The organism is Streptomyces plumbidurans (genome assembly GCF_019857225.1).
GTDB classification, from domain to species: domain Bacteria; phylum Actinomycetota; class Actinomycetes; order Streptomycetales; family Streptomycetaceae; genus Streptomyces; species Streptomyces plumbidurans.
The window spans coordinates 53,029-65,191 of sequence record NZ_JAFJSY010000040.1 but is presented as its reverse complement, the minus strand read 5'-3'; the positions used below and the strand labels follow the sequence as shown (position 1 = coordinate 65,191).

Genomic DNA, 12,163 nt, shown 5'->3' with positions numbered 1-12,163 from the left:
AGGACACAGTTGTGACCACTCCCGCGAAGAGCGAAGGTGCCACCCTCACCAAGGACGCCGCCCCCGGCGAGACCCTGCTGAAGGTGACCGGGCTCCAGAAGCACTTCCCCATCAAGAAGGGCCTGCTGCAGCGGCAGGTCGGCGCCGTGCACGCGGTCGACGGCATCGACTTCGAGGTCAGGTCCGGTGAGACCCTCGGCGTCGTGGGCGAGTCCGGCTGCGGCAAGTCGACGATGGGTCGGCTGATCACCCGGCTGCTGGAACCGACCGCCGGCACGGTCGAGTTCGAGGGCAAGGACATCACGCACCTCGGGGTGGCGGGCATGCGTCCGCTGCGCCGCGATGTGCAGATGATCTTCCAGGACCCGTACTCGTCGCTGAACCCGCGCCACACCATCGGCACGATCGTCGGCGCTCCCTTCCGGCTCCAGGGCGTCACGCCCGAGGGCGGCATCAAGAACGAGGTGCAGCGGCTGCTGTCGGTGGTCGGTCTCAACCCCGAGCACTACAACCGCTATCCGCACGAGTTCTCCGGCGGCCAGCGCCAGCGCATCGGCATCGCCCGTGCGCTCGCCCTGAAGCCGAAGCTGGTCGTGGCGGACGAGCCGGTCTCCGCGCTGGACGTGTCGATCCAGGCCCAGGTCGTCAACCTGCTCGACGACCTCCAGCAGGAGCTGGGTCTGACGTACGTGATCATCGCGCACGACCTCTCCGTCGTCCGGCACGTCTCGGACCGGATCGCGGTGATGTACCTCGGCAAGATCGTGGAGCTGGCCGACCGGGAGTCGCTGTACCGGGCGCCGATGCACCCGTACACCAAGGCCCTGATGTCCGCGGTGCCGATCCCGGACCCGCGACGCAAGAGCGCCAAGAGCGAGCGCATCCTGCTCAAGGGCGACGTGCCCTCGCCGATCTCCCCGCCGAGCGGCTGCCGCTTCCACACCCGGTGCTGGAAGGCGACGGAGATCTGCAAGACGACCGAGCCGAAGCTCGTGGAGCTCAGGCCCGGCCAGCAGGTCGCCTGCCACCACCCGGAGAACTTCGAGGACCAGGCCCCGCAGGACACGGTGCTGCTGACCGTGGCCAAGGAGGCGGCCGAGCTGGTCGCCGACGAGGTGCTCGCGGAGTCCGCGGAGACCTCGGCGGCGGTGGCGGCGGAGGTCGCGGAGAATGCCGACTCGGAGGTCGCCGAGAGCGATTCCGGCGCCGACGAGGAAGCCGGTCAGGAGTCAACAGACAAGTAACGCATGACGAGTTGGCAAAGTCATGCACATGACCGAACGGGAGAGTTCAGAGTCGTCCGTGTCCGGCTTATCGGCACACGCTCGAAAGGGACGACTCATGAAACTCTCCCGTTCGGCACGCTTAGGGGCCCTCGCGACCGCGGCGGCCTCTTTCCTTGTCATCGCCGCCTCCTCCGCCCCCACCCACGGCGCCCCCGGAATCGGTGACACCTACTTCCCGAACCTCGGCAACGGCGGCTTCGACGCCCGCCACTACACCCTCGACGTCGCGTACAACCCGGACACGGACCGCCTCGACGGCCGGACGACGCTCACGGCCCGCGCCACCCAGACCCTCTCCTCCTTCGACCTGGACCTGCAGAAGCTCCAGGTCACGAAAGTCGAAGTGAACGGCAGACGCGCCGACTTCACCCGGAGCGGCGACGAACTGCACATCACCCCGCACGGAGTGCTCCGGGGGCACCGCACCTTCACGGTCACGGTCACCTACGGCGGCGTCCCCGAAGCCCTCAGCGGCCCCATCGTCTTCGGTTCCGACTACGGCTGGATGAAGACCCCGGACGGTGTCTTCGTCGCCTGCGAACCCAACGCCGCCTCCACCTGGTTCCCATCCAGCGACCACCCCTCCGACAAGGCCACCTACGACATCCGCATCAAGGCCCCCAAGGGCCTGACCGGCGTCTCCAACGGCCGGCTGGTCTCGACGTACGACAAGGGCGGCTCGACGTACACCCACTGGCGCGAGAGCCGCCCCATGGCGACCTATCTCGCCACCGCCACCATCGGCAAGTTCGACGTGCAGACCGGCCGGACCCCGTCCGGCATCCCGATCTACGTCGCCATCGACCCGGTGCTCGCGAACAGCAACAGCGTCGACGTGTACGCCGTCACCGCCGCGGCCACCGACTACTGGCAGCAGATCTTCGGGCCGTACCCCTTCGAGGAGACCGGCGCGATCGTCGACGACATGCCGGAGGCCGGGTTCTCGCTGGAGGTGCAGAGCAAGCCCGCCTACTCGGCCGTGCGCAACGAGACGACGATCGTGCACGAGCTGGCCCACCAGTGGTTCGGCGACTCGGTCTCGGTCGAGCGCTGGAAGGACGTCTGGCTCAACGAGGGCTTCGCCACCTACGCCCAGTGGCTGTGGGCCGAGCACCAGGGCACCCGCAGCGCCCACGACTCCTTCCTGGACGGCTACAACTCCCGCCCGGCCGACAGCTCCTTCTGGCAGACCGTCGTCGCCGACCCGCAGCGCGACACCATGTTCGCCTCCGCGGTCTACCAGCGCGGCGCGATGACCCTCCAGGCGCTGCGCGAGCGGATCGGCGACAAGGCGTTCTTCGAACTGCTGCCGGCCTGGACGCGTACGCACCGCTACGGCAACGGCAACACCGAGCAGTTCACCAGGCTCGCCGAGAAGGTCTCCGGGCAGCAGCTCGACGACCTGTTCGACAAATGGCTCTACACGGCGGGCAAACCGGCCCTGTAGGACCGCCGGGTAAGAATTGAGGCGTGCTTCAACACCTGTTCAGCCCCTCCGTCCAGCACACGCTCGACCTCGTCGGCATCTTCGTGTTCGCGATCTCCGGTGCGCTGCTGGCCGTCCGCAAGAACTTCGACGTCTTCGGCATCGCCGTGCTCGCCGAGGTCACCGCGCTGGGCGGAGGGCTGTTCCGTGACCTGATCATCGGCGCCGTGCCGCCCGCCGCCTTCACGGACCTCGGCTATTTCGTGACCCCCCTGTTCGCCGCCCTCATGGTCGTCTTCCTGCACCCGCACGTCGAGCGCATCCAGACCGGCGTGAACGTCTTCGACGCGGCGGGCCTCGGCCTGTTCTGCGTCGCCGGGACGACCAAGGCGTACGAGTACGGGCTGAGCCTCACCTCGTCGGCCACCCTCGGCCTCGCCACCGCGGTCGGCGGGGGCGTGCTGCGGGACGTGCTGGCCAACGAGGTGCCCTCGCTGCTGCGCTGGGACCGCGACCTGTACGCGGTCCCCGCGATGGTCGGCGCCGCCATGGTGGTCCTGTGCATCCGCTACGACGCCCTGACCCCGTTCACCAGCGGCCTCGCCGTCGTCACCGCCTTCGTGCTGCGCCTGCTCGCGATGAAGTACCACTGGCGGGCGCCGCGTGCGTGGAACCGGCGCTCCACGGTGCGTGAGGAGTAACTCAGAAAGCTACCGCTTAGTAGTTACTCGTTGTACGGTTCTGTCATGCCAGAAGCAGCTTCCGTCCAGCCCGTGCGGGCCACCGTCGGCGACAGCGAGTTCGACCGGGACACCGCGCTCACCCCGCGCGAGCCCGGCGTCTACGACATCGACCTCTCCGCCGGCTGGACCATCATCAACGCCGTCAACGGCGGCTATCTGCTGGCCGTCCTGGGCCGCGCCCTCGCGGACGCCCTGCCGCACCGCGACCCGTTCAGCATCTCGGCGCACTACCTCACCGCGTCCCAGCCGGGCCCGGCGGTGGTCCGCACGGACGTGGTCCGCACCGGCCGCACGCTCTCCACCGGCCAGGCCTCCCTCTTCCAGTACGACGAGCAGGGCCGCGAGGTGGAACGCATCCGCGTCCTCGCCTCCTACGGCGACCTGGACGCGCTGCCCGACGACGTGCGCACGACCGCCGTGCCGCTCGCCCTGCCGCCCATGGACCAGTGCTTCGGCCCCCAGGACGGCCCCGCGCCGGTCGAAGGAAGCTCGGCCATCACCGACCGCCTGATGGTCAGGATCGACCCGGCCACGCTCGGCTGGGCGCTCGGCGCCCCCTCCGGCAAGGGCGAGATGCGCGCCTGGTTCGGCCTTGCCGACGGCCGCGACGCCGACCCGCTCTCGCTGCTGCTGGCGGTGGACGCGCTGCCGCCCACCGCCTTCGAGATCGGCCTCTCCGGCTGGGTGCCCACGGTCGAACTCACCGTCCACGTCCGCGCCCGCCCGGCCCCCGGCCCCCTGCGCATCTCCGTCACCACCCGCAACCTCGCGGGCGGCTTCCTGGAGGAGGACGCCGAGGTCTGGGACAGCGCCGACCGGCTGGTCGCACAGTCCCGCCAGCTGGCCCGGGTCAGGCTCGGCTGAGCGGTTCACGCCCCAGCCAGGCCGCCAACTGCCCGTAGCGGTCGGCTCCTTCGGGGGCCGGCCGCGCCGCGGCGAAGGGGGTCCGCTCGTCCCGGTCGGGGGTCGGCAGGATGCGCCGGGCGGTGGTGAGCGCGAACTCGGCGAGTTCCTGGTCGAGTTCCAGCGGGTGGCCGAGGGCCTCGGACAAGTCCCAGGTGTGGGTGACCAGTTCCATCACGTAACCCGACAGCGCCGCACGGCCCGGGACCTCGCCCCAGGGCACGCGCACCGGCGCCTCCATCCGGTCGTCGCCCGCCCAGGCCCGAAGCGCCCGCGCACGCACCTCCTCGTACACGGCCGCCCAGCCGTCGTCGTCGACACCGTCCGCGACGGGACGCACGGCCATCCCGTCGCCGCCCTCGCCGACGACCGCGATGCGCCGGCTGCCGCCGACCATGTGGCCGAGCAGCGCGCGGACGTCGAACTCGGCACACGGGGTCGGACCGTCGAGCCGCTCGGGACGTACGGCCTTGATGAGCGCCGCCGCCTGCTCGGTGGCGCGGGTGTACACGGGACGCGGGTCGATCGCGTTCATGGGTGGCCTCTCTTCCGTCGGACTGCCGGGGAGAGACTGCCGCGGATAACCTGACAGTTTCCGTCGACATTTGCTGCGGCCTCAGGGAGGCGGGATTCTGATGCGGTGAAGTCCGACCGCCTGCTCTCGATCCTGCTGCTCCTGCAGACCCGCGGCCGGGTCCCGGCGCACGAACTCGCCGAACGCCTCGAGGTGTCAGTGCGCACCATCTACCGCGACATCGAGGCCCTGTCCGCCTCCGGTGTCCCCGTCTACGCCGAACGCGGGCGGCACGGCGGCATCGAACTGCTCGCGGGATTCCGTACGGACGTGACCGGGCTGACCGCCAACGAGTCCCGGGCGCTGTTCATCCTCGCCGCGCAGGGCGCGCACGCCGCGCTCGGCCTGGACGCCGCCCTCGGTTCGGCGCTGCGCAAGGTCATGGCCGCGCTGCCGGCCCCGCACCGCCCGGCCGCCGAGGTGACCTCCCGCCGCATCCTCGTCGACGCCACCCGCTGGAGGGGCGGCCCGCAGCCCGCCGTCGACCTGGACACCCTGCAGGACGCCGTCTTCACCGACCGCCGGCTGCGGCTGCGCTACCGGCACAGCGGACGGGAGCAGGCGCGGACGTACACCGTGGACCCGTACGGTCTCGTGTCGAAGGCGGGCGTCTGGTACCTGGTGGCCGACCGCCGTGCGAAGCCGCAGCTCTTCCGCGCCGACCGGGTGCGGTCCGCCACCGTGCTGAAGGATCCGGTCAGACGGCGGCCCGGCGTCGAACTCGCCGACGCCTGGGAGCTGTTGCGCCGCCAGATCGAGGAGCGCCCCGGCGGGCTCGGCGTCACCGTCCGCGTCCGGCGCGACCGCCTGGACATGTTCCTGCGCCTGAACGCCTCGCACCTCGCCGAACTCCCGGACGCCGGGCGCGGCGAGGACGGCGGGGGCGACGGGGAAGGCGAGGGCCAGGACGAGTGGGTCACCGTACGGCTGTCGTACGGGATCGTGCGCGAGGCCCGTCAGCTGCTGCAGTTCGCCGACGGCGTCGAGGTCGTCGAACCACCCGAGGTACGCGCGGAACTGGCCGCCGCGGCCGTGTCGATCACGGAGCTGTACGCCCGTTGACACACCTGCCGCGGCCGGCTCAGTCCAGCCAGTGGTGGCGTCCGATGCTGATGAGCCGCATCTGCCGGGAGGCGACCTGGACGACGCGCTCGCGGTCCTCCTCGGTGTCCTCCATCGCCTCCAGGAAGAGCGAGGCGGTGATCAGCATCTGGTCCACATAGAGATGGGCGAGCATGAGCAGGTCGTCCTCGCTCCAGCCCGCGGACTCCCTGTCCTTGGCGAGCTCGTCCTTCACCTCCTCGGCGAACCGGGCCAGTTGGTCCCGTATCGCGTCGCGCACCGGCTGCACCCCGCCGTGCCGCTCGCGGGCGATGAAGCGGACGTGCGCGGGGAACGCGTCCACATGACCGGCGATCAACTCGATGGCGCGCGCGATGCGTTCCTCGCTGTTGTCCGCCGCGGTCACCGTCGTCCGGATCATCGGGTGCAGGCTGCCCAGCGCCTCCTCGACCAGGGCCACGCCGAGATCCGGGATGGAGCGGAAGTGCCGGTAGAAGGCGGTGGGGGCGACGCCCACGGCACGCGTGACCTCGCGCAGGCCCAGGCTGCTCAGGCTCTGCTCCTCCAGCAGACCGAGCGCCGCGTCCAGGAGCGCCTGCCGGGTCTTCTGCTTCTGGGCCTGCCGGATGCCGAGGGTGTGACTCATGTCATCCAGTTAACAACTGTTCTCTGGATTTGAAAAGCCGTAGGAGGGGCTAGACTCTGTAGTCAGTGAACAACTGTTACTACAACTGTTCACCGAATCGTAACCGGAGGGGGATCCATCCCATGCTGTTCCTTGTCGCCGCACTGATGCTGTTCGGCGCCGTGCTGGGCACCGTGGCCCACGCGCCGTTCGCCTTCACTCTCGTCGCGGCCGCCGTCATCGCCGCCTGGCTCGGCATCTTCGCGCTCCGCGAGCGCCACGGCCGCCGTCGTCGCACGTCCACGAACTGACCGTCGATCCGACCGACCGACCGTCCGCACGCACTCCTGGAGCTGATCCGTCATGCAACTCACCGCACCGGCCACCGGCCGCACCACCACCACGCCCCGGCGGGACGCCGACGGCATGGCCGTCGCGTCCTTCATCCTCGGCCTGCTCGGCCTGCTGGTCCTCAACATCTTCCTCGGCCCGATCGCCATCGTCCTGGCCGCCGCCTCCCTGTGGCGCGGCACCGTCCGCCGCGGCCGTGCGCTGCTCGGGCTGACGCTGGGCGTGGCCGACCTCGTGGTCCTGGTGATCGCGATGCAGATGTCCAACACCGTTTCCTGGAGCCTGTGAGGGACCTCCGGACGGCGCGCGATCCGTCACCGCTCCCGTCGCTCCTCCCGCCCCGCGACCGGGACGCCGGACTCGCACTCCCGCCCCGTAGAATCGGGGCACCATGGCATACCTCGACCACGCCGCGACGACCCCGATGCTCCCCGAGGCGGTCGAGGCGATGACCGCCCAGCTGAGCGTCACGGGCAACGCCTCCTCCCTGCACGCCTCCGGCCGGCAGGCCCGCCGCACGGTCGAGGAGGCCCGCGAGACCCTCGCCGAAGCGCTCGGCGCCCGCCCCAGTGAGGTCGTGCTCACCTCCGGCGGCACCGAGGCCGACAATCTCGCCGTGAAGGGCCTGTACTGGTCGCGCCGCGCCGCCGACCCGGCCCGCACCCGCGTCCTCGCCAGCCCCGTCGAGCACCACGCCGTCCTCGACGCCGTCGACTGGCTCGGCGAACACGAGGGCGCCACGGTCGAGTACCTCCCCGTCGACCCCTACGGCCGCGTCCGCCCCGAGACGCTGCGCGAGGCCATCGCCCGCAACCCCGGCGATGTCGCCCTGGCCACCGTGATGTGGGCCAACAACGAGATCGGCACGGTCATGCCGGTCCGCGAACTGGCCGACGTGGCGCAGGAGTTCGGCATCCCGCTGCACGCCGACGCGGTCCAGGCCCTCGGCCAGGTCCCGGTCGACTTCGCCGCCTCGGGGCTCGCCGCGATGACGGTCTCGGGCCACAAGATCGGCGGTCCGTACGGCATCGGCGCCCTGGTCCTCGGCCGCGAGCACACCCCCGTGCCCGTGCTGCACGGCGGCGGCCAGGAGCGCCATGTCCGCTCCGGCACCCTCGACGTCCCCGCCGTCGCCTCCTTCGCGGTGGCCGCCCGGCTGGCCGTAGAGCAGCGCGAGTGGTTCGCCACCGAGATCGGTGCCCTGCGCGACAGCCTGACCGAGGCGGTCCTCGCGGCGGTCCCGGACGCGATCCTGGGCGGAGACCCCGTCGACCGGCTCCCGGCCAACGCCCACTTCACCTTCCCCGGCTGCGAGGGCGACTCCCTGCTGCTCCTCCTCGACGCCCAGGGCATCGAGTGCTCCACCGGCTCCGCCTGCACCGCGGGCGTCGCCCAGCCCAGCCACGTCCTGCTGGCCACCGGCACCGACCCCGACCTGGCCCGCGGCACCCTCCGCTTCTCCCTCGGCCACACCTCCACACAGGCGGACGTCGAGGCCGTCGCGAAGGCGATCGGTCCGGCCGTCGAGCGGGCGCGCGCGGCGGGCCTGACCTGACGCGCCGCCCGACCTGACGCACCCCGGAGCCGTTCTACGACCTCGCGGACTTCGCCGGCGCCGCCTGGCGCACGAGCCGTATGTAGCGGCCCCAGTCCCAGTGCGGCCCCGGGTCGGTGTGGTCCGTCCCCGGCACCTCCGCATGCCCGATGATGTGCTTCCGGTCGACGGGTATGCCGTAGCGCCCGCATATCCCGGCCGTCAGCCGCGCGGAACTCGCGTACATCGCGTCCGTGAAGGAGGAGGCGCGGTCCACGAAGCCCTCGTGCTCGATGCCGACGCTTCGCTCGTTGTACTCCCGGTTGCCCGCGTGGAACGCCACGTCCAGCTCGCGGATCATCTGCGTGACGTGCCCGTCCTGGCGGACGATGTAGTGGGCCGCGGCCTGGTGGCCCGGGTTCTGGAAGGCCTTGACCGCGCTCGCGAAGCTGCCCTGGGTGACGTGGATGACCACCCTGTCGATCGCGTAGTCGGCGGGGCGGTCGGCCCTGCGGTAGTTGGCCGGGGAGGCCGCCGTCCACTGCGCGCCCCGGAAGTCGACCGCGCCGGGCGTGCGCGGCTTCTCCACCCCCGGCACCCGCCACCACAGATGCGACAGCTCCTCGCGCGCGAGAACGGCCGTGCCGACGGCGGCCGCGGCCCCGCCCACCAGCAGCGCGCGGCGGCCGATCCGCCGGTCCGAGTCGTTCTTCGTCGCCCCCATGTGATCACCAACGGATACTCGTGGGCTCCGGTTCCCGTGTCCCCGTACTCTTGAGGGGTTATGACTGACACCCCGCAGCGCTCCCGCCCTCTTCGCGTACTCGCCGCCATGTCCGGCGGAGTGGACTCCGCCGTCGCCGCCGCCCGCGCCGCCGAGGCCGGCCACGACGTGACCGGTGTCCATCTGGCCCTGTCCGCGAACCCGCAATCGTTCCGCACGGGCGCGCGTGGCTGCTGCACCATCGAGGACTCGCGCGACGCCCGCCGCGCCGCGGACGTCATCGGCATCCCGTTCTACGTCTGGGACCTCGCCGATCGCTTCCGCGAGGACGTGGTCGAGGACTTCGTCGCCGAGTACGAGGCCGGGCGCACCCCGAACCCGTGCCTGCGCTGCAACGAGAAGATCAAGTTCGCCGCGCTGCTGGACAAGGCGCTCGCCCTCGGCTTCGACGCCGTCTGCACCGGTCACTACGCCAAGGTGATCGTGAACGAGGACGGCACGCGCGAGATGCACCGCGCCTCCGACCTGGCCAAGGACCAGTCGTACGTCCTCGGGGTGCTGGACGAGAGGCAGCTGGCGCACGCCCTGTTCCCGCTGGGCGACACCGTCACCACCAAGGACGAGATCCGCGCCGAGGCCGAGCGCCGCGGCCTCGCGGTCGCCAGGAAGCCCGACTCGCACGACATCTGCTTCATCGCCGACGGCGACACCCAGGGCTTCCTGGCGAAGCGTCTGGGCAGGGCCGAGGGCGACATCGTCGACGAGTCCGGCGCCAAGCTGGGCACCCACGAGGGCGCGTACGGCTTCACCATCGGCCAGCGCAAGGGGCTGCGCATCGGCACCCCGGCGCCCGACGGCAAGCCGCGCTACGTGCTCGACATCTCGCCGGTCGACAACACGGTCACGGTCGGCCCGGCCGCCGGCCTGGACGTGAGCGCGCTGACCGCCGTCAAGCCCCGCTGGTGCGGCACCGCCCCCTCCGGCCCCGGCACCTACACCGCCCAGCTCCGCGCCCACGGTGGCGAGACCGAGGTACGGGCCGAACTGGTCGACGGCACCCTCGAGGTGTCGTTCGCCGAGCCGGTCCGCGGGGTCGCCCCCGGCCAGGCGATCGTGCTGTACGACGGCACGCGCGTGGTGGGCTCGGCGACGATCGCGTCGACCACGCGCGCGGCGGCGACGGTGGCGTAGGGCGGACCCTGCGGCCCCGGCCGCCCGCCCGCTCCAGCCGTGCCCGGCGCCTCGCGGTCCGGGCCGCCCGTTGGCGCCTCGCCGTTCCGGCGGTTCGTGGCGCTGTGCCGTTCCGCCGTGTTCGGCGCTCTCGCCGTCCGTGGCGTCCCGCCGTTCCGGCCGTGCCAGGCGTCCCGCCGTCTGCGGCGTCCCGCCGTGTCCGGCGTCCCGCCGTGTCCGGCGCCCTTGCCGTCTGCGGCGTCCCGCCGTGTCCGGCGCCCTTGCCGTCCGGGGCGCCCTGCCGTTCCGGCCGTGCCCGGCTTCCCGCCGTTCGGGCCGTCCGTGGCGTCCCGCCGTGTCCGGCGTCCTCGCCGTCCGTGGCGCTTCGCCGTTCCGCCGTGTCCGGCGTCCTCGCCGTCCGTGGCACCCCGCCGCCCGGCGTCCTCGCCGTCCGTGGCACCCCGCCGCTCCGGCCGTGCCCGGCGTCCCGCCGTGCACGGCGCTCTCGCCGTCCGTGGCGCCCCGCCGGTCCGGCCGTGCCCGGCGCCCTCGCCGTTCCGGCCAGGCCCGGCGCCAGCCGGCCTCCCCGGCGGCTCAGGCGAAGAACTCCGCCAGCACCGGTGCGAGCGCGTGCGGGTCCACCCGGTGGGTCTGGTCCTCCAGGAGCCGGTACGTCCCCTGGGGCACCGCGTCGGCCACCGCGCGGGCGGCCTCGCCCATCCACGCGGGGCTCGCGCCGCCGGAGACCGACAGGACGGGCACGCCGATCGAGGCCAGCCGCGCGTGGGGCACCGATCCCGCGCCCAGGACGGCGTCGTCGTAGGCGAGGCTCGGCGCGAGCGCCTCCATGCCGGCCCACATGGGGGACTGGCGGGCGCCCTGGATCATCTCCTCGGCCAGACCCGTCAGACGCAGGAACAGCTCGACCGCGTCCCCGCGACGGCCGCCGCGCAGCGCCTCGTCGAGGTGCGCGGTGTACTCGGCGCGCCCCTCGAGAGCGTCCTCGGACACCGCGTACGGCACCTCGTAGACGGCGGCACGACCGACCGGCAGCCCGCTCGCCACCGCCTCCAGGACGAGCGCGCCGCCCGACGAGATGCCGTACAGCGAGGCCTCGCCGCCCACCACGTCGACGAGCGCCGCCAGGTCCTCGACCTCGCGCTCGACCGCGTAGGGCGCGGTGTCGCCGCTCTCGCCGCGGCCCCGGCGGTCGTAGACGCAGACGTCGAAGCGGTCGGAGAGGGCCGCGGCGAGCGGGACCACCGTGGCGCTCGTCGACATCGCGCCGCTCACGAGAACGAGCGCGGGGCCCTGTCCGAACCGTTCGTACGCGAGGTGTGTGCCGTCGCGTGAAAGGGTCTTCTTCTCCATGCCTTCGGAGACTGCCCCACCACACGGAGATATGCGCGCTCAATCGCTCACGACACGTCCACTTCGTAGAAGCAGAGGTGGTCCTTGATCTGGGCGACGTCGGGCTTGGGGTCGGGGTAGGACCAGACGAGATCCGCCCGGTCCGGTGCCGACCAGTAGGAGGCGGTGCCCTTGAACGGGCAGTACGTGTGCGTCTCCGACGGCGTCAGCAGGTCCAGGCGTACGTCCTCGGGCGGGATGTAGTACCGCACCGGGCAGCCCGTCTCGTGCAGGAGGAGGGCCCGGTCGCTCTCCGCCAAAACCTGGTCGCCGTGCACCACGCGCACGTGCCGGTCGCCTTGCTCGATGGTGATCGTGTGTCCATTGGCCATAACAGGGCAGCGCTCGGAGGCCG

The 12,163-nt window shown here is 71.9% G+C and carries 14 protein-coding genes; 9 read left to right on the top strand and 5 right to left on the bottom strand.

What is annotated here, in order from left to right; translation table 11 throughout:
* Positions 1 to 11: 11 nt before the first annotated feature.
* From JYK17_RS24695 to JYK17_RS24680, 4 genes are all read left to right on the top strand, one after another.
* Positions 12 to 1,244, top strand: a complete 1,233-nt coding sequence (locus JYK17_RS24695) for an ABC transporter ATP-binding protein (protein WP_234548155.1) — start codon at positions 12 to 14, stop codon at positions 1,242 to 1,244.
* 97 nt (positions 1,245 to 1,341) lie between these two features.
* Complete coding sequence (locus tag JYK17_RS24690) at positions 1,342 to 2,733, top strand: M1 family metallopeptidase (protein ID WP_128801872.1); 1,392 nt, start codon at positions 1,342 to 1,344, stop codon at positions 2,731 to 2,733.
* A 23-nt stretch (positions 2,734 to 2,756) separates the two neighbouring features.
* A complete protein-coding gene (locus tag JYK17_RS24685) occupies positions 2,757 to 3,413 on the top strand; it encodes a trimeric intracellular cation channel family protein (RefSeq protein WP_222811194.1) in 657 nt (218 codons plus the stop codon).
* Positions 3,414 to 3,458: 45 nt separating this feature from the next.
* Positions 3,459 to 4,319, top strand: coding sequence for a thioesterase family protein (locus tag JYK17_RS24680; RefSeq protein ID WP_222811193.1), 861 nt, complete (start codon positions 3,459 to 3,461; stop codon positions 4,317 to 4,319).
* On the opposite strand, the gene JYK17_RS24675 is transcribed toward JYK17_RS24680, so the two are convergent.
* A complete protein-coding gene (locus tag JYK17_RS24675; RefSeq protein WP_222811192.1) occupies positions 4,306 to 4,893 on the bottom strand; it encodes a TIGR03086 family metal-binding protein in 588 nt (195 codons plus the stop codon). The genes JYK17_RS24680 and JYK17_RS24675 overlap by 14 nt on opposite strands.
* A 105-nt stretch (positions 4,894 to 4,998) precedes the next feature.
* On the opposite strand from JYK17_RS24675, the gene JYK17_RS24670 reads away from it, so the two are divergent.
* Positions 4,999 to 5,994 carry a helix-turn-helix transcriptional regulator gene (locus JYK17_RS24670; RefSeq protein WP_222811191.1) on the top strand — a complete coding sequence of 332 codons (996 nt, stop codon included), beginning with the start codon at positions 4,999 to 5,001 and terminating at the stop codon, positions 5,992 to 5,994.
* A 19-nt stretch (positions 5,995 to 6,013) separates the two neighbouring features.
* Here JYK17_RS24670 and JYK17_RS24665 read toward each other — a convergent pair whose 3' ends face one another.
* Positions 6,014 to 6,640, bottom strand: coding sequence for a TetR family transcriptional regulator (locus JYK17_RS24665; RefSeq protein WP_108015521.1), 627 nt, complete (start codon positions 6,638 to 6,640; stop codon positions 6,014 to 6,016).
* 122 nt (positions 6,641 to 6,762) lie between these two features.
* Here JYK17_RS24665 and JYK17_RS24660 point away from each other — a divergent pair, with 122 nt between their 5' ends.
* The 3 genes from JYK17_RS24660 (at position 6,763) to JYK17_RS24650 (ending at position 8,525) form a co-directional block, all read left to right on the top strand.
* Positions 6,763 to 6,930, top strand: a complete 168-nt coding sequence (locus JYK17_RS24660) for a hypothetical protein (RefSeq protein ID WP_164932160.1) — start codon at positions 6,763 to 6,765, stop codon at positions 6,928 to 6,930.
* A 52-nt stretch (positions 6,931 to 6,982) separates the two neighbouring features.
* Positions 6,983 to 7,258 (top strand): DUF4190 domain-containing protein, encoded by a 276-nt coding sequence (locus JYK17_RS24655; protein ID WP_222811190.1) that lies wholly within the window; start codon positions 6,983 to 6,985, stop codon positions 7,256 to 7,258.
* Between the two features lie 103 nt (positions 7,259 to 7,361).
* Positions 7,362 to 8,525, top strand: coding sequence for a cysteine desulfurase family protein (locus JYK17_RS24650; protein ID WP_108015519.1), 1,164 nt, complete (start codon positions 7,362 to 7,364; stop codon positions 8,523 to 8,525).
* A gap of 34 nt (positions 8,526 to 8,559) precedes the next feature.
* Here the strand turns inward: JYK17_RS24650 and JYK17_RS24645 are convergent, their stop codons facing one another.
* Positions 8,560 to 9,228: an N-acetylmuramoyl-L-alanine amidase gene (locus JYK17_RS24645; protein WP_128801866.1), complete on the bottom strand. Its 669-nt coding sequence runs from the start codon at positions 9,226 to 9,228 to the stop codon at positions 8,560 to 8,562.
* 60 nt (positions 9,229 to 9,288) lie between these two features.
* Here JYK17_RS24645 and mnmA point away from each other — a divergent pair, with 60 nt between their 5' ends.
* A complete protein-coding gene (gene mnmA / locus JYK17_RS24640) occupies positions 9,289 to 10,419 on the top strand; it encodes a tRNA 2-thiouridine(34) synthase MnmA (RefSeq protein ID WP_108015517.1) in 1,131 nt (376 codons plus the stop codon).
* A gap of 573 nt (positions 10,420 to 10,992) precedes the next feature.
* Here the strand turns inward: mnmA and JYK17_RS24635 are convergent.
* Both JYK17_RS24635 and JYK17_RS24630 read right to left on the bottom strand, forming a co-directional pair.
* Positions 10,993 to 11,769: an alpha/beta fold hydrolase gene (locus JYK17_RS24635; RefSeq protein ID WP_222811189.1), complete on the bottom strand. Its 777-nt coding sequence runs from the start codon at positions 11,767 to 11,769 to the stop codon at positions 10,993 to 10,995.
* A gap of 47 nt (positions 11,770 to 11,816) precedes the next feature.
* The gene (locus JYK17_RS24630) at positions 11,817 to 12,140 is read right to left on the bottom strand and encodes a DUF427 domain-containing protein (RefSeq protein WP_108015515.1); all 324 of its coding nucleotides are present in this window, start codon (positions 12,138 to 12,140) and stop codon (positions 11,817 to 11,819) included.
* Between the last annotated feature and the right edge of the window lie 23 nt (positions 12,141 to 12,163).